Here is a 22,202-nt window from a genome sequence, read left to right on the forward strand (position 1 = left end):
CCATGCGTATCGGCTTCAACTACACCCTGGGAGACACCGCGCCCCTGGTACGAAAGCTGCTGGAGGCCGGTCACATCGACTATGTCGAGCTGTTGATCGACAACTTTCTGGCCGTGCCCATCGACGAACTGGAGGCTGGCTTTGCCGCGCCGGTGGGCTTTCACATCATGTTTTCCAAGTTCATTGAAAACGACACGCCGGCCCTTGAAAGCCTGGCCCGACGTTTGCGCGAGCTGATCGAGCGCTTGCGGCCGCTGTATGTGTCCGATCACGTGGCGCGCTTCAGTCATGACGGGCGTCAGCTGTATCACCTGGCGGAAATCGACTATGTGGGCGATTACCCGCAAGTGCGCGAGCGCGTCGACTGGTGGCAGCAGCAACTGGGTTGTCAGTTGCTGCTGGAAAATTACCCGTCGATCATGGACGGTGGCCACGACGCTCCGGCCTTTCATGAACGGCTCTATCGCGATACCGGTGCCGGGGTGCTGTTCGACGCCTCCAACGCAGTCTGTGCTCACCTCAACTGCGGCGTGCCCCTGGAGGCCTGGGAGGGCGTGATTGAACACTCATCGCACTTTCATACCGCCGGCTACAACCTGTCGATCCTGCAGCCGCATTTGATTCTCGACACCCATGATCAGGTGCTTTCCGAGGCCACCCTGGGGTTCTTGCAACGCTATCGCGGGCTGTTCGACGGTCCCGAGGCAACGCTGACCTACGAACGCGACGGCCGTTTCGACGAGGCCGAAATCATCGGCGACCTGCAACGGCTGCGGGGCATTTTTCCCTCGTCGCCTGTGGAGCCGCGGACATGAAGACCGAGCACCCATTGCCCAGGACCGACAAGCAGCTGCTGCATGCCTTGAGCGTGCCGCAACGCCAGGGCGATTACCCCCGTGACTCCCGCGCCTTCGTACGCATCGACAGCAGCCTGCGGGTCTACTGGCACACCCTGTTCGATATCTGCCCGGGCTTGCTGGAGCTGTCCGGGCCGGACGGGCTGGCGATCTTTCGCCCGTTCATGAGCTGGGCGGCGCAGCAGCGGCTGTCGCTGAACTGGACCTACTACCTGTGGCTGGATGTCTGGTTGCAGCAATCGGACTTTGCCCGGCAAGTGACTCCGGCCCTGCGCTACCAGCTGATGGGCGCCTCGGCGGCGCGCTGGGCCACCGGTGACCGCAGCGAGGCCAACGGCATCTTCCTCGCCGCCGCGGACCTGCCGGATCTGGTCTGTGGCTGGAAAACCCAGACCCTGGAAGGCGCCAGGGACATCGAGCAGATCGAGCTGGCCGAACCACTGCCGGCACCGGAGGCCGCCTTTGGCTATTTCACGGTGCACAGTCGGCATCTGCAAGACGGCTTTCCCGGTTGGACCGATGTCCCGCGTTGAACAGCGGGACAGGCCAGCGCTGACGGTGCGCAGCAGGGCGTTCTGGGCCGGCTTTGCGGCCCTGGTGCTGGCCTTCGCGGTAGCGCAGATGCTGGCCCAGATCGACCTCGGCATGCTGGCGCACCAGGCCCCGGGCATGCCGGCGGCCTACGTGATGCTGGCGCGTCTGGCGCTGCTCGATCTGCTGGCCAGCATGGCGCTGGGATCGGTGGTTTCGGTCCAGGTCGCCCGAGCGCTCCGCGAGGGGCGAGCGGGGCCGGTGATGCGTGGTGCATTGACGCTGGCGGCAATCCTCGGGCTGCTACTGAGCCTTGTCGGCTTGCTGGCCTATCCGCCGCTGGCGGCCAGCCTCAGCGCTGACGATGCCGCACTGCGAGCACTGCTGCTCAGCGCCATTCCCTGGTTCGCGGCGACGGCGCCGTTGCGCCTGCTCAATGGCTGCGCGGCGTTCATCCTGCACGCCTCGCAACAGGGGCCGCTGGTGGTGCGCTGGAAACTCTGGGAGCTGCTGGCCAAGGTGGTGCTCAACCTGTTGTTCATCGAGTGCCTGGGGTTTGGCTTCGCCGGTTGTTTCATGGCATCGCTGCTGATGCACCTGGGTTCCTGCGCCTGGGTGCTGTGGCGCTTGCGGCCGCTGATGGGCCGGGGGCGCTGGCTGCCCGCAGCGGACTGGGCCAGAGCGGTGCTGCGTCAGAGCGCCTGGGAAGGGCTGCGACTGCTGTCCATGCAACTGCTGGGGCTGATGACCCTGGTGCTGTTCGCGGCGCCGCAGATTGCACCGGTCGATACCCAGCGTCTGGATGCCTTCGCGGCCGCAAGCTTTCTGGCGCTGTTGGTGTTTGCGCCGTTGGTGGCGCTGATCCGCTTTCTGGCCATGCGCTTTGCCGGCCTGGCCCCGCACGAGGTGTCGCGACTGCTCAAGCAGCTGTTGCGCCTGGGGGTGCCGGGCATGGCATTGCTGGGTGGACTACTGATTCTGCTCGGCCCCTGGTTGGGGCAATGGGTGTATGCCCAGCAGGGCAGGTGGTGGAGCAGCTTTGTGCTGATGCTGGGGGTGTCGCTGCCGGTCCGTTTGGCCACCAATGCGTTGCGCGCGGCTTTGCAGAGCCTGGGTGAGTTTGTCGCCATTGCCAAGCTGGATGCGCTGCTGGGATGGGCGGTTGGCCTGCCGCTCCTGGTGCTCGGGTTGCGCCTGGACATGCCCCTCGTTGCCTACGGCTATGTGCTGGTACCGGAAGTGCTGGCCCTGCTTTGGCTGGCCAGGCGCATTCAGTGTATCCGCGCAACGAGCCCGCACCCCGGCGGGCTCTGTGAAGCCATGCGCGGCGACAGGATTCAATGACCGACGGTGAAACCGTAGGCGCCATCACTCTTGTGGGTGTCAACCGACACCGCATGCCATTCAACCTTGTACTCGCCGGGCGCCAGTGGCTGTTGTGGGGTGACGATCAGGGTTTTCTGATCGCCCGCAGCGTTGGCAATGCTCTTGATCGCCACGTCCGTGCCCGCGGTGCTGACCTTGACCTGGGTGAACTGGGCTTCGACGCCTTCGGAAAACACCAGGCGCAACTCCTTCGGCGCGCTGACGGTGGTGTCGGCGGCCGGGGTTTCGCTCTTCAGATGAGCATGGGCGAATGCCGAACCAGCGCTGGTCAGGGAGGCCAGCAGGGCCAGGGTGGTGAGGATTTTTTTCGAACCGTAGGCGGTCATGGGGAGTGCCTCTTGTCAGGGGTGGGTACAGATGCGTGGGTCAACCCGGACGTCCTGCGCCCGGGCAGGGTGGTTCATCAGAAGTCCAGGGTGATGCCGGTATAGAGTGCGCGACCGTCGCCCGGCGAGTGCAGCGAGGCCTTGGCGCCGTCCGGGTCATACCAGACGTACTCATAGTAGCGGTTGGTGAGGTTCTTCAACTGCAGGTCGACACTCACCGATTCGCTGATTTTGTAGGTAGCGCCAAGGTTCATCAGCACGTAACCGCCATAGGTGCCCTGGGTGTTTTCCCGCTCCAGGTAATAGTGGGTCTGGCCGTTCATCCAGGCGGTCAGTTGCAGGGCAGGGGTCAGGTGGTAGCTGACCCCCGCGTTGTACAGGTGATGGGGAATGTGATCGATTTCCTGGCCCTGGCTGTTGGGCAAGGTGGCACTGGGCTTGAGGATTTTCGAGTACTGCCAGGAATAGGCCAGCCACAGGTCGGTGCGTTCGTCGGGGCGCAGGTTGAGTTGCAGGTCGTAACCCCAGCGCCGGGTTTCGCCGACGTTGTCCGACTCGCCACTGGGGTCGTTGAGCCGGCGGCTGACTTCGCCACTGGCATCCTGCCGCCAGTAAGCCACTCGGCCGTCAACCCAATCGGTTGGGGTGAACTTGACCCCGGTTTCCCAGCCTTCGTTGATCGACGGCGCCAGGTCGGTGTCGCGGGGCGGGATCTTGTACGCCGCCGCGCCGGTGCCGACCTGAAAGGTGCGGCCCCAGTTGGCGTACAGACTGGCCACGGTCCAGGGCGAATACACCACGCTGAGTTTGGGTTGCTTGATCAGCCCGTAGTCGTTGATGTCGTAGTCCAGGCCGGTCATTTGGTTGGTGAAGTCGCCCTGGATCTTGTCCACCCGGTAGGCCGGCACGATCTTCAGCGACTCGAACGGCTTGATCTCGGCCTGCACGTAAGCGCCGTAGGTGTCGAAGTCGAACTGCTGATCCCGGGTCTGGGCCAGGCGTGCGCGGTTCTGGGTGCGGTAGCGCTCGCTGCGGTTTTGTTGCTGTTGCACATCCGCGCCGCCTTCCAGCGCAAAGGCGTAGAGCCAGCTGACTTGCGGGCGCCAGGTCAGGGAGGTGAGGGCGCCGTACTGGGTTTCGTAGGTGTCGCGCTCCTGCTGCGAGCTGGTGCGCCAGTACTGGGTCCAGCGCCGGTCATCAAAGGTGTTGACGTAGGTCTTGGCCGACCAGGCCAGGGTGTCGGCCAGGTCCGTGTCCAGATGCAGACTGAGCTGATTCATGCGCCGCGTGCCTTTGTCCGTGGCGTTGTAGCTGTTGCTCATGGTCGGGTGCTGGCGAGCATCGCTCTGGCTCAGGTAACCCGGCTCCTGAGCCTCGGTTTCGTAGTGCCGGGCGATCAGGCCGAGGCGGTAGCTGCCGTCGTCCGGTGTGTAGAACCATTTGCCGGACAGGGAGAATTTGTCCGCTTGGGCATGGTCGCGATAGCCATCGGCCTTCTGGTAGGCGAAGAAGTAGTTCTGGGTCCAGTTGCTGCCCTCGATGCCCTTGGCCAGTTGGGTTTCCTGGGTATTGAAACTGCCGTAGCGCAGGCGGGCCTTGGTGTAGTCGCCGCTGCTGCGAGTGAGCATGTTGACGTTGCCGGCGATGTTGTTCAGGCCGTACCGGGCATCGCTGGTGCCGCGCACCACTTCGATGCTGTCCAGCTCCATGGGGAAGATCATGTCCATGAACGGCATGTTGCCGTCGTTGCTGTTGCTCGGGATGCCGTCGATCAGCAGCTTGACCGCGTTGACCTCGCCCTCGCCGTTGAATCCGCGAAAGGAGATCTTGCCGGAGGTGGTGCCCTGGTTGAACTCGGTGAGCATCACCCCCGGTGCGCGGCTGAACAGTTCCCAACTGTAGTTGACCGGCATTTTTTCCAGGATGTCGCTGCCCAGGATGTCCACCGAACTGAGCACACTGCGGGTACTCAAGGGGCCGCTGCTTTCGGCATCACCGCCCTGGACGGTGACAGTGCCCAGGGTCAGGGTCGAGTTCTCGACCTTGGGCGTTTCAGCCAGGGCGGCAGACAGCGGGCTCAGGGCCAGCAGACCGCAGCTCAGCAGCGGCCAGAGGGCAGGGGAGACGGACACAGTCTTTGCCCGAGGCAAAGCAACACGAACAGGCATGAGCATAAGCAACTTCCAGACAGCCAGGTTTTCCCTGGGGCACAAATCGCCGGCCGAACCGCTACGCCGGCTGGGGAAAGGAGATGGGGGCGGTGATGGGGCTTATTGTCCGCGGGCCAGGATCGAAAGTCTTGCCGGGGGCTGCAGGACCTACATGCGACAGGCTGACGCAGGTTGTTTCCTGCTTGCACAGACGCTTCCTACAACCCCCAGTTGCGGCGGTGGCCGCTCTGGACCCTGGCACGGGGAGCCGGCACTGCGGCGAACCGTCGCAGCTGTCATGTACTGCAGCCCCCGTTTTCGTCAAACACCTCGACGGAGGAGCGACGGGGCGTTCACGCTATTCAAAGACAAGGTCATAGGGCGCGGGCAGAGCGCAGAGAGACGTCATTCGGCAGGTTTTCAACGGCTTGTGGGTGGCGCTTCAAGGCCGTGCCGTCGGCGGCGAACAGATGCAGGTTGTCGACTTCCAGCTGCAGTTCGACCCGATCACCCGCCTGCCATCCGGCGCTCACCTCACAACGACAGACCAGGGGCTCGTCCTGACCTGTTTCGAGGTGCACATAGGTTTCGCTGCCCAGGTATTCGACCCCGGTCACGACGATGCCGGCGGCTCCCTCAGCCGCTTTGAGGGAAATGTGCTCCGGGCGAATCCCCAGGCTCAGCGGCGTGTCTGCCGCCAGGTTCGAACTGTCGAAGGGCAGGGAGCTCATGCCCCAAACGGGGGTGTCGACCAGGCTGGTTTGGCCGGGTGTATGCAGGTGCGCCGCCAGAAAGTTCATTCTGGGCGAGCCGAGAAAGCCGGCGACGAAGCGACTGGCCGGACGTTCATAGAGTTCGCGCGGTGAACCGACCTGCTCTACGCGACCGCCATTGAGCACGACAATTTTGTCGGCCAGGGTCATGGCTTCCACCTGATCGTGGGTGACGTAGATGATGGTCGAGCCCAGTCGAGCATGCAGGCGGGCGATCTCGTTGCGCATCTGCACCCGCAAGGACGCATCCAGGTTGGAAAGCGGCTCATCGAACAACAAGATGTCCGGTTCCCGCGCCATGGCTCTGCCCATGGCCACACGCTGACGTTGCCCTCCAGACAGTTCTTTGGGCTTGCGTTGCAGCAGTTTGTCCAATTGCAGGATGTGCGCGGTTTTCAGCACCCGCTCGCGCAAGCTGCTCTTTTCAGTCTTGGCCAGTTTGAGACCAAAACTGATGTTGTCGTAGACGCTCATGTGCGGGTACAGCGCATAGGACTGAAACACCATGCCGACGCCACGCTCGCGCGGCTCCAGGTCGTTGACCCGTCGCCCATCGATCAGCAGGTCGCCGGCGCAGATCGAATCCAGTCCTGCGACCAGTCGCAGCAGGGTCGACTTTCCACAGCCCGAAGGGCCGACGAAGACCACGAATTCGCCCGCAGCGATCTCCAGGCTGACATCACGAAGAATCCGCACGCCGCCCAATTGTTTGTTCACGTTATCTAGCTTCAGTTTGATCACGATGCTGTTCCTTGTAGTTGTTGGGCATCAACCCTTTAACGCGCCGGCCGTGAGACCGGAAACAATTCGGCGCTGGAAGATCAGCACCAGAATCACCAGGGGAACGGTGACCAGCACGGATGCGGCCATCAACAGTCCCCAAGGCAGCTCGTGGGGACTCCCGCCGGAAATCAGGGCGATGGCGACCGGCACCGTGCGCTGGGTGTCTGTGAGGGTGAAGGTCAGGGCAAACAGGAACTCGTTCCACGCGGCGATAAAGGCCAATAAGCCAGTGGTGACCAGTGCCGGCCAGAGCAGCGGCAGCAGCACACGAGTCAGCGCGACCCAGGGCGAAGCGCCATCCATGATTGCCGCTTCCTCCAGTTCGTGAGGGAGCTGCCCCATGAACGTGGTCAGCACCCAGACAGTGAAGGGCAGGGTGAAAATGGTGTAGCTCAGGATCAACGCCCAAGAGGTGTTGTACAGACCCAGGGCGCGGATCACTTCGAACAGCCCCGACAGTACAGCGACCTGGGGAAACATCGACACGCCGAGAACCATCATCAATACCGTGCCACGCCCACGGAACTTCACCCTTCCCAAGGCATAGGCGGCCGTCACACTGAGGAACAGCGCCAGGGCCACCACACACAGTGCGACCATCAGCGAGTTACCGATCGCCCGCAGGAATGAGGCTTGGTGAAGTACCGCCGCGTAGTGGGAGAAGTCGGGGCTGTCGATCCAGTAGCTGACTGCGAACAAGGCACTGGACGGCTTGAGTGAGGTCACGATGGCGTAATAGAAAGGGAAGACCGCATACAGCAACAGCACCCCGATCAGGCACCAGAATCCGCAGCGCAACAGCGCTTTTTTGAGGAGGCGCGGGCTCATGCTCGAACCTCCATCTGACGGCGTCCGAGGTACAGGTAAAGCGTGGCGATTAGCGCAACGACCAGAAACAGCAGAGTCGAGGCCGCGCTGCCATAGCCAACATCCTGGAACTCCACCAGGTGTTGGCGGGCATAGACCGACATGCTCATGGTGCTGGACGAATTTGAGGTCAGCACATAGATGACATCGAATACCCGCAGGGAGTCGAGGATGCGGAAAATCGCGGCCACCAGCAATGCCGGCATCAACAGTGGAAGCGTGACGCGCCAGAACACTTTCAGCGGATGAATCCCATCGACCCTGGCGGCTTCGTAGCAATCGCTCGGCAACATCTGCAAGGCCGCCAGCATCAGCAGCGTGACAAAAGGCAAGGTCTTCCAGACGTCGACGATGATCACTGCCCACATCGACAGATCCGCATCTGCGGTCCAGGCCAGAGGCGCGTCAATCAGCCCGAGGCTCAGCATCAGGTGATTGATGATGCCGAACTGGTCATTGAGCATCCATGACCAGATCTTGGCTGAGACAATGGTAGGAATCGCCCATGGAATCAGGATCAGCGCACGCACCAGGGAACGGCCTGTGAACTGGATGTTCAGCAGCAACGCCACCAGCAGCCCCAGGACGACTTCCAGTCCCACCGACACCAGGGTGAAATACAACGTGTTGCGCACAGCGTTCCACCACTGTGGATCGACCAGGATGCCCGACCAGTTGGAACCGTCGTGGAACAGATAATTGCTCAAGCCGACAAAGGTGCCGCCAGCGGTGTCCGCCAGGTTGGCGTCGGTCAGGCTGAACCAGAATGTGCGCAACAGCGGCCAGGCCGCCACCAGGGCCAGACACAGCAGCATTGGTGTCAGAAACAGCCATGCGGCGCGTACTCGGCGACGCTGTATAGGCGTCTCCCGGGTGAGCAGGAGTGCGTCACTGGAGACGTGGGTAGTAGAGACAGACATGGTGATTTCCTTCCCTGTGGCTTACCAGTTCCGACGTTTGATGCGTGTGAGTTCGCTTTCCAGTTCGGCCAGTGCCTGATCGACAGGCAATTCGCCCGCCAGCACGCCATGCACGCGATCGAAGAACGCATTGGAGACCCGTGGATAGCGATCGGCGGTTATTGAGGCGGGGCGCATGACCCCGTCGTTGAGGATGCTGTGGAGCTGAGCGTAGTAAGGCATGGCCGCGAGCAGTTCGGGATCCTGATACAGCGACTCGATCACCGGGTTATAGGCGCCTATCAGGGCACGGTGTTTTTGCTGTTGGGCGCTGGTCAGGTAGCTCACCAGCTCTGCGGCCAGTTTGGGGTGGGTGCTGTAGCGCGATACCGCCAGGCCCCACCCGCCGAGGGTGGATGCATGGTTGCCGGTCTCGCCGCCTCGGGGCAGGGGAGCGACCCCAACCTTGTCTTTTACGGCACTGTCCTGGCTTTGCACCAGGGCCCAGACATAAGGCCAGTTACGCATGAACAGCGCATTTCCCGACTGGAATACGCCACGTCCTTCTTCCTCGGTGTAATTGAGCACGCCACGCGGGGAGATGTCTCCTACCCAGCTTTTGGCCAGGCTCAAGGCAGCTTTTGAGGCCTGGGTGTTAACGATGATGTCTCCTCGTGGATTGACCAGTCCGCCTCCCGGTTGGCTGCTGATCCACTCCAGCGCATTGCACGTCAGCCCTTCGTAGGCGCGCCCCTGAAATATGTAGCCCCACACATTGGGGTTGCCGGCGTTGCGCTCGGCCTGTTGCACATCTCTGGCGGTAGCGGTCATTTCCTCCCACGTCTGGGGCACCTGCTTGTTGTACTTCTCGAGCAAGTCCTTGCGGTAATACAGCAGGCCCGAGTCGGTGAACCAGGGCATGGTCACCAGCCGTCCGTTTACTGTGGCGTTATCAATCTGGGCCTGGAAGTAGCCTTGGGTCGCGTCGGCTGGCAGCCCCTCGCGCAGATCCATCAGATGTTTGGCCAGCATCCCCGGCCACACCATATCGATTTGAATGATGTCGATGTCGGTGGACTGCGCACTGAGGATCTGTTGGTAGAACGACAGCCTCTCGGTCGCCGAGTTAGGCGTGGAGACCACCTCGACGTGGTTGCCGGTCTGCTTCGACCACGCGTCGACTGCCTCCTTGCAGAGTTGTAACTCTGCACCTACCGCACCGCACGAGATCGTCAAATCAGCTGCGCTGGAGACAGACGGAAGTCCGGCACTGAGGGTGAGCAGCACTGCTGGAAGGAGAGATTTGAGCTGTTTCATGAAGGCCTCTTTATTTTTGTTTTTAGAGAAGTTAACGTTAACACGGCAAATGTAACAGCACATTTTCGATAAGGCATCTTTTTTGTCGAATTGGACCCTCACCACTCGCGAAAAAAGCGCTCTGTCGCTGGAACAAAACAATAAAAATAAAACAGGGAAATCCACATGCAGAAAGCATCAAGATGGCTACTTGCAGGCGTGCTCAGCAGCTCGGCGGCGACCTCTCAGGCCGCGACTCTGGAAGAGCGCATGGCCGCGTTCGAGGCCCGCGCCAGTGCAGCGGAAAAGCGCGCAGCCGCAGCCGAACAGCAAACCCAGGCACTTGCCAGAGAATTGCAACAGATCAAGCTCGCCACCTCCGCTTTGCAGCCTGCAGCATCCACTGCATCCCAGGCCACGAATCCCGTTGTGGACACCCGACTGGCAAAACTCGAAGCCCGCCAGGAAAGCATGGAAAAGCAGGCCAGCACTTCAAACCTCACTGATGGATTCAGCTTCAACGGCTACGCCCGTTCCGGATTGCTGATCGACGAGGGGCTTGGTGGTGGTCGCGGCGGCCCTTATACGACTCCGGCCGGATCGGTGGGGGGAGCAGTCGGGCGGCTCGGTAACGAAGACGACACCTACATGCGCATAGACCTGTCGAAAGAAATCTATGCGCAGAATGGCACCCGTTCCAAATTCACGGTGTCCATCGCCGACGGAGTGGAAAGCTCCAATGACTGGACCGCCGACGAAAGCAAACTGAACGTGCGCCAGGTGTTCACAACGCTCGACCATATCGCTGCGTTCAAGGGCAATCCCGTGTTCGAGAACGCCACCCTGTGGGCAGGCAAGCGATTTGACCGGGATAACTTCGATATCCACTGGATGGACTCGGACGTCGTCTACCTGGCCGGTACCGGCGGTGGAATCTACGACGTGCAGATGAACAAGAATTGGCGCTCGAATTACTCCTTGATCGGGCGTAGCTACGGGGATTTCAGTCAAGGGGGGCTTAATGCCGATGTGGCGAGTTACATCCTGACCTCCAACCAGTTCTTCGAGGAGGGCCAGTGGCAGTGGATGTTCAATGGCATCGGCGCAAAGAAAAACGATTTCGGTACCCGCACCAATAAAGCGGGTTTGACGCCTGCGGATTCCGGCTTGCACAGCATGCTGGCCAATCACCAGAAAAACTTTTTCGGCAGAGAAGGCTTCTTCAAAACGGCACTGCTCTATGGGCAAGGTCTGGGGGCCGAGGTCAAGAACGTTGGTTCGGATGGTGAACTGATTGACGAGGCCCGGGCTCTGCGTCTTGCTCTTTACGGCGAGACTCCAATTGCGCCTGACTGGCGCATCGGACCCAGCTTGCTGGCCGAGCAGAGCAAGGATAGATACGTCAAGGGTGACGACTACCGCTGGCTGACCCTGAACATGCGCTTGGCGAACACAATCAACAGCAACTTCGAGATGGCCTACGAACTGAGCTGGCAAACCATGGACCTCGACCCCAAGGGCTATCTACAACGTAATGCGGTCGACGGTAACTTCTGGAAGTTCACCGTCGCCCCGACATTCAAACTTGACGTTGGAGACCTTCTCACACGTCCGGAAATGCGAGTGTTCGCAAGCTACATGAATTGGTCTTCGGATCTGGACAAGTACAGTACCTCAGACTCCTTCGGCAAGACGGACTTCAACGCCGGAGGTGTATGGCAATACGGTATACAAATGGAAACCTGGTTTTAATAGTTGAACGCGCCGGCAAACACGCCTTCAGCGCGTCTGCCGGCTGTTGTTGCATTGAGTAAGAAACTACCGGTCGGAACTGATCAGCCAGCAGTTATCCCGGTAACAAAAAATTGAGGAAATGAGATGGTATTGCCTCGCGCGGTCATATTTGGCGAAGCCCTGATCGACCTTGTCCAAGGCACGCCTGGACAGTGGAAGGGTTACCCCGGTGGTGCACCCTGGAACGTTGCACGAGCCTTAAGTCGCTTGGGTGTCAGCAGCGCTTTTGCTGGGTCGGTGAGCTTAGATTCATTGGGTGACGAGATCGTTTTGCAGTCGGAAGCGGCAGGATTGGATATGCGTTTTATCCAACGAGTCGATCGAGATCCTCTGGTCGCCATCGTTCCATCGAGCCGTCCTCCAAGGTACTTTTTTGCTGGAGAGGCCGATCTGTTTTTTGATCCGGACCTGATGCCCGAAGGATGGCTCAAGCAAGCAGAGCTGTGTCATTTCAGCTGCATCAGTTTAGCTCGACAGCCACTCGCAGATACGCTGGTTAACATTGCTCAGCAGGCCAAAGCAGCCGGTAAACGGGTTAGCTATGATCCGAACTGGCGCAATTTAATGGGTAGCCATTATCGGGAGCAGACCTTCCCGACCATGACCAGCCTTGCTGACATGATTAAGCTGTCCGACGAAGACCTGCGGCACATTTATCCAGGGCTGAGCGAACAGCAGGCAATGCATGAGCTTCGCGCGCTTAATCCTCAGGCGCAGATATTGTTGACCCGAGGGGAACACGGGATGACTCTCCACACCCCGGACAGCCAACTCGATCAGCCGGCTATTGCCGTGAACGTGCAAGACACGGTTGGAGCAGGGGACGCTTGTATGGCCGGTTGGCTGGCTGCAGAGTTGTTGGGGATCGCAGGCTTGAGAGAGCGCCTGCGATTTTCAGCGGCTTGCGCATCCATATCCTGCCGCCATGCCGGAGCCCATGCTCCTTCGCTGACTGATGTGGAAGGTTTGCTCACTACCTAGCGTTCAGTTGGAAGCGTTGCTCAATCGCTGAAGCTCAAGTTGCCTGGCGGCACTGGCTTCGAGGTTGGCACGCTCTTCATCCAGATACTGATAAATGCTCTGGAGGTTGGCGATCTTCTGTGTGATTTCTGCCATCTTCTTTTCGATTAACTTAGCGCCTTCAGCACAATCGATCTGCTTGTTGCGTTGCGCATCCAGAATCTCGCCTATTTCCCCCAGGGAAAACCCCATGCTTTGCGCGCGCTGGATAAAGTCCAGATCTTGCAGGGTTTGCGCTGTGTAAACGCGATAGTTGTTCGTTCGCCGCTGCGATGAGATCAGGCCGATTTGCTCGTAGTAACGCAGCGTATGGCGACTGGCACCACTGCGGGCCTCGATTTCACCGATCTTCATAAAACATCCCTTGACTGTAGAGTTGGGTCGATAGTTTACGCTTGATTTCTTACCTTAAACAAGGAACGGGGAAATGAGCGTGGAGTGCTTTGTCACGGGGGGTACCGGCTTTATCGGCCAACATCTGGTGGCTCATCTGAGTGCAAAAGGTCACACCGTTCGGGTGTTGATGCGGCGCCCAGAGCGACTGACTGAATTGCGCGAGCAAGTCGTCAAATTGGGAGGGAGTGCAGCCCGGGTATTTGCCGTAGCTGGCGATCTGGAGCGGGACAACCTCGGTCTGAGTCCTGCTGACCGAGAACAGCTAAGGCAGGCCAGAGTCGTATTTCACCTGGGCGCCCACTTCGCCTGGGGGCTGTCCTTGGAGCAGTCTCGTGCGGTGAACGTAGAAGGGGCAAAGCGGGTGGCGCTGTTGGCGGTGGAGCAAAACAGCCGCTTAGTGATGATCGGCGGCTACATGCTGAAAAACCATGAACATCTGCAACGCATCGGAATAGATCCTCGTTCTGCGCAGCAGACCCATTGGCCTGCCGTCTACCGGCGTGTCGGCGGTTACGAGGCGAGCAAGCTGGAGGCGCATTTTGCGACCCTGGAGCTCATGTCCGCCAAAGGCGGGGAGATCACCGTTGTCCACCCCGCGACAGTTTGTGGCCACAGCCGCACGGGGCATATCCTTGACGGCCAGCCGCTGGTGGAGCTGATACGCAACCTGATACAGGGAAAGCTCACTGCCGTGCCCGGTACCGCCAAGCACTGGCTGCCACTGGTCACCGTGGATTACCTGGTTGAGCTGATGGTGGTGAGCGCTTTTGATCCTGCCATGGTGGGCCAGGAACTGCTGGCGCTGGATGAGCAAACTCCCAACTTGCAAGAACTGCTGGTACAGGTGGCACAACCTTTGGGCTTGAAGCCTCCCAGGCATCACATTTCGCTGCGATTGCTGAAGTTGCTGCTGAGCATTCCTCCCGTCGCCCGGTTTATGAATACAAAACCCGAAGCCTTGGACTTTATCCAGACCACTCGTTTTGATACGGCGGCGGTCGAGCAGTTTGCCAAAAGCCATGGAATCGCCAAGCCGGATATACGTCAGTCCTTGCAGCACACCGCAACGTTCGTCAACTCATCTTGCATAGCCAAGGGCTAAGCCCGCCGAGTTCGCCCTTCGGGGCGACACCGCAGTCATCCGCACTATGCTGCGGCAGCTGTGGCGGTGCTGATGGCCAGTGTCGAATCCAAGGCGTGCGGCTGGAGTACGCCTTTACACTTCAGAGGGCGATTAGCTTCCTGCTCGGGTCTTGCTGCATGAAGAGCAGGATGTCGAAAACCCGACCCGGTTCGACTTGAAGGGCAGGGTGATCGCTCTTCTGAACGGCCTTAATCAATAACTCCTTGTTTTGCCCCCAACAGTGGCCAAGCGAGAAGGGCAGTCTGCAGAGCTTTTGACCAGCAGCTTTGAGGGTGTCGTTGGGGAGCAGGTACTGAGTGCTACTGAATCCTCGAAAGCCCGCGTGCTTCAATCCATTCCTGACCTGGCTATCCAGTGCTGGCATGAATCCCGTTATGAGGAGTAATGCTTTCATGGGGTAGGTGACGTTGGTGTTATTAGCGAACAGCGCGTCTGCCAACATCCTCAAGACCCCGAGCAGCTCTGCATCAAAGTGAACCGCTGACGGATACATTCCCTCGGTGGTGAAGATCCGTCGATCTTCGGATGACAGCGCGAATGCCCCCAGTTGGTGAGTGTCAAAACGGACAAGCTTGGCGTGTAGGTTCGGATTGCAAAGCCCGGCTGCGGCTTCAGCCGGCAGATGCAGTATTGGGGCTTTCCGCGAGCCAGCGCCCCAGTTCAACAAGGCATTTCGAAGCACGTCGGCTAATAATTCGGCGTTATGCGGCGTAAGTGTCGCCAGGTAGGCCTTGGAGACCTCCCTAACCCGAAAGAAGTCCTCATGGTAGGAGGAGTTGAAGCTGTTGATCGCTGAACGGATCTCTTGCTCTTCACCAATCACTCTAAGCATGTCTGATCCATTGAATAAGGCGGGCAAGCACTTTTGATTTGCGCCCTGGGGGTGATGAAATAGCGCAGCGTCCGGCGCCTTGCTCATGTTGTGGAGCTGAATGCTCATGAATTGATGTTCATGAGCATTCAGCTCCCTATGGGGCCGCCCCTTTTTCGAGCCGCTGCAGCGCGTGCAGATTGAATGCGCTTGTCTCTTTCGTGCTAGACCGACGCAGCTCACCCCTGGGCGATTGACCCTGCCTGCTCTTGATAGCCTTTGCGCAGTTTCTCCGCGATCAGCTTTTCTGCTTCACGCAAAGCGCGTTCGGGACTGTCGAGGGACTTGATCAGGGTCTGGCCCTTGGTGCCGATACGGCCGAAATTCACCATCACCTCAGCCTCGGCGACGCCGATACGCCAGAACTTGTTGGAATTGCCCTCACCAAAGGTGAACTCGCGCATCAAGGGTGACGCTTGAGTGGTGACTGGCGGCTGGGCTTGGATCTCGATGGTTTCCTCTGGCTGTTGCGGTTCTGGAAGTGCAGCGGCTTCCTCGCCCCTGAGTAACGCTTCGATGCGATTGAGCACCTCTTCTTGGTCGCGCAGCCAGTCATTACTGAGCACGTCGATGATCTTCCAACCAAAGCTGCGTAGTACCGTCGGGCGGAAAATGTAGCGCTCACGTACGTCAGGGGCGGCCGCGGTATCACTGTCCAGCAGTACGCCGAGGCTGAAGTGTTCACCACTGGCGTCACTGATCGCGAGGTCGCAACGGAACTGCGAACGTCCGACATATTCCTGAACCGAATGCCCGCGCTTTCGCAACGCGGCAGCGAGGGCGCCGCGCAGGTGATCCTTGGGCAGGCTGACGGCAAAGGACTGCTTAGCACCCGGATTGAGGTTGGCGAGGATACCCTGGGAGCGCGGCGCATCCCCGCTGGCACTGGCCTGGGCGAACTGCAGGAACGCGCGCAGTGCGGCGGCACCATCGTTGTGGGTGTTGGTGATGGCTTCGGACTCAATGCTGGAGACAATCGCCATGCGCTTGCGGGCGCGACTGAAGATCACATTGAGGCGTTTTTCCCCACCACGCTGGTTGATCGGGCCGAAGTTCATCAGCATCTTGCCGTTCGGTCCTGGTGCGTAACAGATGCTCAGGATGATCACATCACGCTCATCGCCCTGGACGTTTTCCAGGTTCTTGACGAACAGGCCATTGAATTGCCCGGCATCTTCACGCACGTACTCGCGCTCAAGCCGTGTGGCAAAGGCCGAATCGCCGCTGGCCAAGTCTTCCAGGGCCTGCTCGATGGCGCCTTGCTGGGCCTCGGAAAAGGCCACGATACCCAGGCTCAGACCCGTCTCCCGTTGCAGCAGCTCCCGTACCAGGTTGGCGATGTACCGCGCTTCGGCCAGGTTGCTGCGGCTGAGGTAGACACCATCGGTCATCTTCAAGAAGCTGATCGGGCTGTCGAGCAGCGCGTCGGCACCGCGGATGACGGCCTGGGCGTCCGTGGAGTCCAGTGCGGTTTGGGCCGGGGCAGGGCGCTCGATACGACGGTCGGGAATGGTGATCAGCCGCCCTTCGTAGAACGCCGCGTTAGAAAAGCTGATCAAGGCTTCGTGGCGGCTGCGGTAGTGCCAGGCCAGGAGGGTTGCCGGCAAGTTTCGCGCGGCCTGGCTCAGCAGGCTGTCGGCATCAAGGTTGATTGCGATCTGCTCACCATCCTCCATGGCAATCAGTTCGTTGTCGTCCTGGTCGCCGGCACTGGAGAAGAAGTTGGTCGGTGGCAATTGCATCTCGTCACCGACCACAATCACCTGCTGCGCACGGCTCAGTGCCGGCACGGCTTCTTCGCTGGGGATCTGACTGGCTTCGTCGAAAATCACCACGTCAAACAGGTCCGGGGTCAAAGGCAGGGTGTCGGACACCGACAGCGGGCTCATCAACCAGATGGGCTTGAGGTCGTTGATCACGCGGCCACTGTCGCCACTCGCCATTTCGCGAATGGAGCGATAGCGCATGGTCTTGCCCAGTTCATGTTCCAGTTCACGTCGGCCTTTGGCGTAGGCTTTCTTGAACTCACGGGCCTGGGCGTCGAGTTGAGTCACCGACATCGCCGATTGCTTCACATGCTCCAGAAAACGCTGGTGCAACGTGGCGCTAAGCACCTGCGCGTTGCTTTTGAGCAGGTTGCATTCAGCCTGGCTGACCTCGCGCGCGGCCAAACTCAAGGCCGGGCCGTCGAAGCGCGCCAGCTGCGGATTGGCGCGGTACAGGCGGGTCAGGTTTTCCTGGGCAATCAAACCGTCCAGTACGCGTTGCGCCAAGGCGTACTGTTGCACGACCGCCAGGCAGACAGGATCGGCTTGGTGCAGCTCATTGAGCAGGGGCAGGGTGTCGGGCAGTTCGTCGAGTTCTTCACGCAGATCGCGCAGGTACTCGGCCAACTCGACCAGGCTTAGCGCCGGGTCGAACACACAATGTTGCGCGACCAGCTCGGCCAAGCGCGCCACCGGCTGGCGCAGGCTGGCTTCCTGGCGTACACCGGACAGGGCGTCGGGATTTCCCCGCAGGCCCTCAACCCATTGGCGCAACAGCGGTGATGCGCTCAGTTGCTGGAGCAAGGCTTGCAGGTTGTGCAGGAACAGGTCGACATCCGGGATGCCGTAACGCTCTTGCAGGCGTTGCTGCTCGGCGTGCAGCTCGGCAGTGACGCGATGCTCGCGGGCCAGGTTGTCTAGCACGCTCCCGAAACTGGGTCGAATCGCGTGCTGACTGAAGTCGTAGCGTCGTTGCAATTCACCGCGCAGCCGCCACCAGGCCGGTTGCAGCCAACGCAGCAGCGAGCCTTCCAGCCGCTGTACCAGATCGATGGCAGCCTGGGTGTCCTGGGGCGCGAGTTTTTCACGCCAGTGGTGGGTGGATTCACGGGCGTTGTGTTGCTGTACGGCCAGTGCTTGCAGCGCGGCCTGCTCGGCGTGCAGCGCTTGGGCGCCTGATGAGCCCGGTTCCAGCAGGTCGAGGTGCGCTGCCAGGTTGGCGCTGGTCAATTGTTCGGCGGCCTGGGTCAGCACGCACGCATCCGCCAGGCGGGTGTCCCCGGACAACAGGCTCGACGATGACTCCAAAAATTGCTCGACGCTGTCCATCAGCCCACTGGCTTCATCCAGGAACGCCTTGAGTTGGCCGTAGGCATGTTCGTGGGTAATCAGGCTTGAGGCCAAATGGCTGAAAGGATGACGTGCGAAGCTGTCGAGGCCGAAACGTTCTTTGATCGCCTGATACACGCGCCCCGTCAGCTCGCTTTGTGCCTGCCACTGACGCCATTCGGGTAAACGTTCCAAGGCTTCGGGGGGCAGCTTGGCAGCAACGGGCGGCAGTTCGATCAGATGACGTACCAGCTCGCGTACCGAACATGCCAAGGACTCCGGCACCCCACGCATTGCCTGTTCAAAACGCTCGATCAAGCCCAGCTGTTGGCTCAGGCCAGCCAGCAAGGTGTCGCGCTGGGCTTGCAACTGCGACGACTGCGCATCACCGGCGATCCAGCGCTCATAGCACTCGCGCAGGTTGCTCACGAAGGCCTTCTTGTCGGTCTGGGAATCGTGGATCAGGCAGCACAACTCACCCAGTTGACTTTGTTGCAGGCGATGGAACACAACGTCCAGCGCTGCACGCTTTTCACAGACAAACAGCACGCGCAGGCCACGAGCGGCGTAGTCCGCGATCAGGTTGGTGATGGTCTGGGATTTGCCGGTGCCTGGCGGTCCCTGGATGATGAAGTTACGCCCGGTACGGGCCAGGCTGACGGCCGCATTCTGCGTGGCGTCACCCGCCACCACGTTCCACTGTTCGGGCAACGGGGTCGGCTCGGGGGCCTGGACCTCGACGTCCCGAGGCTCGATGGAGAACATCCGGTCAAAGGCTTCGTTCTGCGCCGGTTCGTCGATCAACTGTGCATAGTCACGCACCAGCGACATCTTGCGATAATTGAAGTTGGCCAGGGTCACCTGGGTCAGGTCTATGTCCCAGGCGTAACGATGCCCCTGGTTCTCGGGCATGGCGAAGGTGCTGTTTTCGGCGCTGCTGGCAACCATCTGAGGGTGTTGGTTGCGCAGAACGGGCTTGGCGCCTATGGCCAGACGCAGCGGCAACTCGCTGGGCAGCACCTTCTGCTGGAACAACTGCAGGCCCAGCGGACGGAAATCTTCGCGGTCGTAGCTGAAATCCGGCTTCACCAAGGGCGTCGACATGCGCTGGCGGGCACGACGGCGCTGGAAGTGGTGCAGATGCTGCACGGCTTTCTGGTGGATCAGTTCGATTTGCGGTTTGCTTTGCAGGTGTAACTCGACGCCGGGCTCGGTCAGTTTGATCTGGCGTGCAATATCGGCGTGGATGTCTTCCACCGAAGTCTTTTGCAGGTCGACGGTTTCCGGCAACTGGATGTCGTAGAGCTGACGCAATTGATGACGCAGTACCGGGTTGAATTCGGCCTCGGTTTCGTCGCACTGCAACACGAACTGGTCACGTACCCCTTTTTTGCGACTCAACTCTACCGGCAACCACAGCAGCGGGGTGACGATGCGTTCTTCCGGCGTGTCCTTGAGGTTGTGCCAGCGCATGAACGCCACCACCAGGCGCAGGTTGCTGAAGCCGAATTCGGCGCGGTCGCGACGGGTTTCCTGGATGATGCGCTCCAGCGACGCCTGCAGCCAGGTCTGGTCTTCAAAGCGCAGCCATTGCTGCAGGCCGACAGGTTTGCCGCCCAGCACTTGTTCGGAGAATCCGCCGAAGGTGGGTTGCCAGGTGCACAGCGCTTCGGGCCGGATACTTTCAATGCGCATCACCAACGGAACGCTGGCCACGGTCAAGTTGACGCTGGTCTGGGTCGGCCGGAAATACAGCAGGCGATTGCAACGCGAAAGGTCAAACAACCGGTTGCGCAGATGTTCCAGCACCACAGTGCGTCGCGAAGCCGGGCCTTCGGCCTGGGCCAATACACGCTCGACATCCAGGCTGGCCGGCTGTTCGCGCCAGGACTCCAAGCGGCGTGCCAGCGAGCCCACATCAGTGGCGCGTTCATGGCGGTTGAGCTCGGTCATCTCGACGATCAAGTTGGCCAGCACCGGGTTGAGCCGGCCATTGAGCTGGAACAGGTTGCGCCGGTGCGCGGCGAACGACTTGAGGTCGTTGACGTCGGCAAAATCCAAGCCGCAGGCCAGGCACGCGAGCAACTGACCGAGCTGGAAAATATCGGTGATTTCGTCGTGATGCCCGAGCCGATGTTCCCAACTGTGCAAGTCCGTGAGGAACACCGGGTGGTTGATGGGCTGCTGCGGGTCTTCCTGGACTTGCAGGTCGGTAATGGCCACGCCGGTTTCCGAATCCCGGGTCAGGCGGACCTTGCCGACGATGTTCAGCGCCGACTCTGGATTGGGCTGCACCTGCTTGATCGCCTCCAGCGCCAGGCGCGGCGACTGGCCGTCGGGGTGGCGCAGTTGCAGGGTGCGTTCCGGGCCTAGCACCACATCCAGGTAACTGAGCTGGGCGACATGCCCACGCTCATGCAGTTGCGCCACCTGGCGCAGCAGCGGCAGCGCCAGGAACAGCACATCGTCGATGGGCACGGCGGCGCCATCGTGGCTCTGCAGCAATTGAGCGAAGTTCAGCGGTTGAGTTATTGGGTCCATGTGTCGACCTCCGCCTTGAGCGCACGAACAATCGGGTCGAGCTCACGTTTGGGGAATTTGATATCGCGCTTGAGCACGTTGATGAAGTCGTCGGCGCTGCCGAGTTTTTTCGCCGTGCGAGCGGCATGCAGCAAGGCTTCATCCCGCAGGTCACGGTCGACCAGGCACAGGTCGAGCATGATGAAGTGCAGGTATTCGTGAATGCTCGCGTCGATGCGCTCGGCATTCAGCGTGCCGAGGTCCAGCGGTGTTTCAGGCGCCTTCCAGTCGGGAAAGAAGCCGCGCACCTGATTGAGCACCGCCTCGGACTGCAACACCGTATTGCCGATGAAGCTGGCGATGAAGCCGCGGGTGAGGGCGGTCAACTCGACCTGGTCAGTCACGTCCAGGCGGTTGAGCGACAAGGGCCCGCGCAGTCGGCGGTGCAGCCAGGCGTCGGTATCCGGGAGCTGTCGCCACCAGCTTTCCACCGCTTGGGAACGCAGAAAAGTCTCCGGATGGGAAACGCCCTGGGACAACGGCGCATCCTTGCCATCCAGTTCACGGGCCTGCTGCAGATAGCTGGCGGCATCGACGCTGAGAATCCCGGTGTGGACCTTGACCAGCGAGGTGATGGAGGCTTGCGCACAGCCAGCCGCCAACGCCGCCCCGCGGTCGGCATAGATTTCGGTGTGCAGGCTATATAAACGTGCGGTCTGTTCCAGGCTCGGAGGCGTATACACATCGGCCATCGCGTGATTGAGAATCCGCTCGGCGGTGAGGTAGTCGCCCTCGTGCTCCGACCACAAGCGGTAATGCGCCAGTTCATGCCCCAGCAACGCCAGCAGCTCCTGAGCATCGAGTCGTTCAAGGATCGGCCCGTAGAACACCACATGCACCTCACCGGCCAGGTAATACAGGCTGGCATTCATGGTGCCATCGCCGGCCTGGTAGAGGGTCGCGGGGGCCTCGATCTGCAGGCGTTGCAACGCCGTCTCACAGGCCTGATAAGCCTGCGAGTGCGTTTCCGGGCTCAGGCGATAGGTGTCTCGCAGCAATTGGGCGCGCACATCCTGGGCGTGTTCCTGCTGAACGCCCAGGGATGAGGCCCAAGCCCACACCGCAGGTTCACTGGTTTTCAGGTAGTCGACCACCTGCTGGTGGTAAGGCAATGGCGTCAGGCTGGTGATATCCAGCGCGGGGGTACTCATCGTTCAAACATCCTTGAGGATACGGCTCCATGAGCTGCGCCTGCGCAGCAGAGGCTTGGGCTGGCATCCCGGTATCAGTGATCGGCAATAAAAGCGGAGCATACCTAGGGGTTAGTGAAATTACTTGTGAAAGTACATAACCCTTTCGATCGACGCAAAAGCTGCTCCAGCTCATGGCGCCAAGTGGCCCGATTCGCTTGAATACGCGCCCGCGTCGCCTGGCCAAACAAGAGGGCCGCCAGAGCGCAACCAAACATTAGAACGCAATACTTCGAAAGGACCC

Annotated in this window: 16 protein-coding genes; 6 read left to right on the plus strand and 10 right to left on the minus strand. The window is 60.4% G+C overall.

Annotation, left to right across the window (positions count from 1 at the left end; all coding sequences use genetic code 11):
* Positions 1-2: 2 nt before the first annotated feature.
* The 3 genes from mbnB to mbnM are packed head-to-tail and all read left to right on the plus strand — an operon-like array spanning position 3 to position 2,732.
* Positions 3-815, plus strand: coding sequence for a methanobactin biosynthesis protein MbnB (mbnB, locus tag WIN67_RS15415; protein ID WP_115580033.1), 813 nt, complete (start codon positions 3-5; stop codon positions 813-815).
* On the plus strand, positions 812-1,390 hold the full coding sequence (gene mbnC / locus WIN67_RS15420; RefSeq protein WP_306382077.1) for a methanobactin biosynthesis protein MbnC: 579 nt from the start codon (positions 812-814) through the stop codon (positions 1,388-1,390). The genes mbnB and mbnC overlap by 4 nt, the downstream gene beginning before the upstream one ends.
* Positions 1,377-2,732 carry a hypothetical protein gene (gene mbnM, locus WIN67_RS15425; RefSeq protein ID WP_306408044.1) on the plus strand — a complete coding sequence of 452 codons (1,356 nt, stop codon included), beginning with the start codon at positions 1,377-1,379 and terminating at the stop codon, positions 2,730-2,732. Before mbnC ends, mbnM begins: the two co-directional genes overlap by 14 nt.
* Here mbnM and copC read toward each other — a convergent pair.
* From copC to WIN67_RS15455, 6 genes are all read right to left on the minus strand, one after another.
* Entirely contained in the window at positions 2,726-3,100 is a 375-nt protein-coding gene (gene copC, locus WIN67_RS15430; protein WP_273922604.1) for a copper homeostasis periplasmic binding protein CopC, read from the minus strand. The two genes, mbnM and copC, sit on opposite strands and share 7 nt — an antisense overlap.
* A 77-nt stretch (positions 3,101-3,177) precedes the next feature.
* Positions 3,178-5,268 carry a TonB-dependent receptor gene (locus WIN67_RS15435; protein ID WP_372342527.1) on the minus strand — a complete coding sequence of 697 codons (2,091 nt, stop codon included), beginning with the start codon at positions 5,266-5,268 and terminating at the stop codon, positions 3,178-3,180.
* Positions 5,269-5,624: 356 nt separating this feature from the next.
* On the minus strand, positions 5,625-6,764 hold the full coding sequence (locus WIN67_RS15440) for an ABC transporter ATP-binding protein (RefSeq protein ID WP_102879350.1): 1,140 nt from the start codon (positions 6,762-6,764) through the stop codon (positions 5,625-5,627).
* Between the two features lie 27 nt (positions 6,765-6,791).
* Complete coding sequence (locus WIN67_RS15445; protein ID WP_110595686.1) at positions 6,792-7,634, minus strand: carbohydrate ABC transporter permease; 843 nt, start codon at positions 7,632-7,634, stop codon at positions 6,792-6,794.
* Positions 7,631-8,593 carry a carbohydrate ABC transporter permease gene (locus tag WIN67_RS15450; RefSeq protein ID WP_102879348.1) on the minus strand — a complete coding sequence of 321 codons (963 nt, stop codon included), beginning with the start codon at positions 8,591-8,593 and terminating at the stop codon, positions 7,631-7,633. The genes WIN67_RS15445 and WIN67_RS15450 overlap by 4 nt, the downstream gene beginning before the upstream one ends.
* 21 nt (positions 8,594-8,614) lie before the next feature.
* Positions 8,615-9,889, minus strand: coding sequence for an ABC transporter substrate-binding protein (locus tag WIN67_RS15455; RefSeq protein ID WP_339069061.1), 1,275 nt, complete (start codon positions 9,887-9,889; stop codon positions 8,615-8,617).
* A gap of 165 nt (positions 9,890-10,054) precedes the next feature.
* Here WIN67_RS15455 and WIN67_RS15460 point away from each other — a divergent pair, with 165 nt between their 5' ends.
* Positions 10,055-11,620, plus strand: a complete 1,566-nt coding sequence (locus WIN67_RS15460) for a carbohydrate porin (RefSeq protein WP_339069063.1) — start codon at positions 10,055-10,057, stop codon at positions 11,618-11,620.
* A gap of 126 nt (positions 11,621-11,746) precedes the next feature.
* Complete coding sequence (locus tag WIN67_RS15465; protein WP_300239569.1) at positions 11,747-12,643, plus strand: carbohydrate kinase family protein; 897 nt, start codon at positions 11,747-11,749, stop codon at positions 12,641-12,643.
* A 3-nt stretch (positions 12,644-12,646) separates the two neighbouring features.
* Here WIN67_RS15465 and WIN67_RS15470 read toward each other — a convergent pair whose 3' ends face one another.
* On the minus strand, positions 12,647-13,036 hold the full coding sequence (locus WIN67_RS15470; protein ID WP_102879344.1) for a MerR family transcriptional regulator: 390 nt from the start codon (positions 13,034-13,036) through the stop codon (positions 12,647-12,649).
* Between the two features lie 73 nt (positions 13,037-13,109).
* Here WIN67_RS15470 and WIN67_RS15475 point away from each other — a divergent pair, with 73 nt between their 5' ends.
* On the plus strand, positions 13,110-14,180 hold the full coding sequence (locus WIN67_RS15475; protein WP_110595690.1) for an SDR family oxidoreductase: 1,071 nt from the start codon (positions 13,110-13,112) through the stop codon (positions 14,178-14,180).
* A gap of 121 nt (positions 14,181-14,301) precedes the next feature.
* On the opposite strand, the gene WIN67_RS15480 is transcribed toward WIN67_RS15475, so the two are convergent.
* The 3 genes from WIN67_RS15480 to WIN67_RS15490 form a co-directional block, all read right to left on the minus strand.
* On the minus strand, positions 14,302-15,162 hold the full coding sequence (locus tag WIN67_RS15480) for a hypothetical protein (RefSeq protein WP_339069070.1): 861 nt from the start codon (positions 15,160-15,162) through the stop codon (positions 14,302-14,304).
* Between the two features lie 110 nt (positions 15,163-15,272).
* The gene (locus WIN67_RS15485) at positions 15,273-20,729 is read right to left on the minus strand and encodes a WGR domain-containing protein (RefSeq protein ID WP_339069072.1); all 5,457 of its coding nucleotides are present in this window, start codon (positions 20,727-20,729) and stop codon (positions 15,273-15,275) included.
* On the minus strand, positions 20,717-21,919 hold the full coding sequence (locus WIN67_RS15490) for a M48 family metalloprotease (protein WP_110595693.1): 1,203 nt from the start codon (positions 21,917-21,919) through the stop codon (positions 20,717-20,719). Before WIN67_RS15490 ends, WIN67_RS15485 begins: the two co-directional genes overlap by 13 nt.
* Positions 21,920-22,202 lie beyond the last annotated feature (283 nt).

The organism is Pseudomonas idahonensis (assembly GCF_037903935.1).
Classification (GTDB): Bacteria; Pseudomonadota; Gammaproteobacteria; order Pseudomonadales; family Pseudomonadaceae; genus Aquipseudomonas; species Aquipseudomonas danubii.

What these genes read in the sequence shown, in the direction of transcription:
- mbnB (WP_115580033.1), top strand. Translation starts at nt 3, where the DNA reads ATGCGTATCGGCTTCAACTACACCCTGGGAGACACCGCGCCCCTGGTA.
- mbnC (WP_306382077.1), top strand. Translation starts at nt 812, where the DNA reads ATGAAGACCGAGCACCCATTGCCCAGGACCGACAAGCAGCTGCTGCAT.
- mbnM (WP_306408044.1), top strand. Translation starts at nt 1,377, where the DNA reads ATGTCCCGCGTTGAACAGCGGGACAGGCCAGCGCTGACGGTGCGCAGC.
- copC (WP_273922604.1), bottom strand. Translation starts at nt 3,100, where the DNA reads ATGACCGCCTACGGTTCGAAAAAAATCCTCACCACCCTGGCCCTGCTG.
- WIN67_RS15435 (WP_372342527.1), bottom strand. Translation starts at nt 5,268, where the DNA reads ATGCCTGTTCGTGTTGCTTTGCCTCGGGCAAAGACTGTGTCCGTCTCC.
- WIN67_RS15445 (WP_110595686.1), bottom strand. Translation starts at nt 7,634, where the DNA reads ATGAGCCCGCGCCTCCTCAAAAAAGCGCTGTTGCGCTGCGGATTCTGG.
- WIN67_RS15450 (WP_102879348.1), bottom strand. Translation starts at nt 8,593, where the DNA reads ATGTCTGTCTCTACTACCCACGTCTCCAGTGACGCACTCCTGCTCACC.
- WIN67_RS15455 (WP_339069061.1), bottom strand. Translation starts at nt 9,889, where the DNA reads ATGAAACAGCTCAAATCTCTCCTTCCAGCAGTGCTGCTCACCCTCAGT.
- WIN67_RS15460 (WP_339069063.1), top strand. Translation starts at nt 10,055, where the DNA reads ATGCAGAAAGCATCAAGATGGCTACTTGCAGGCGTGCTCAGCAGCTCG.
- WIN67_RS15465 (WP_300239569.1), top strand. Translation starts at nt 11,747, where the DNA reads ATGGTATTGCCTCGCGCGGTCATATTTGGCGAAGCCCTGATCGACCTT.
- WIN67_RS15470 (WP_102879344.1), bottom strand. Translation starts at nt 13,036, where the DNA reads ATGAAGATCGGTGAAATCGAGGCCCGCAGTGGTGCCAGTCGCCATACG.
- WIN67_RS15475 (WP_110595690.1), top strand. Translation starts at nt 13,110, where the DNA reads ATGAGCGTGGAGTGCTTTGTCACGGGGGGTACCGGCTTTATCGGCCAA.
- WIN67_RS15480 (WP_339069070.1), bottom strand. Translation starts at nt 15,162, where the DNA reads ATGAGCATTCAGCTCCACAACATGAGCAAGGCGCCGGACGCTGCGCTA.
- WIN67_RS15485 (WP_339069072.1), bottom strand. Translation starts at nt 20,729, where the DNA reads ATGGACCCAATAACTCAACCGCTGAACTTCGCTCAATTGCTGCAGAGC.
- WIN67_RS15490 (WP_110595693.1), bottom strand. Translation starts at nt 21,919, where the DNA reads ATGAGTACCCCCGCGCTGGATATCACCAGCCTGACGCCATTGCCTTAC.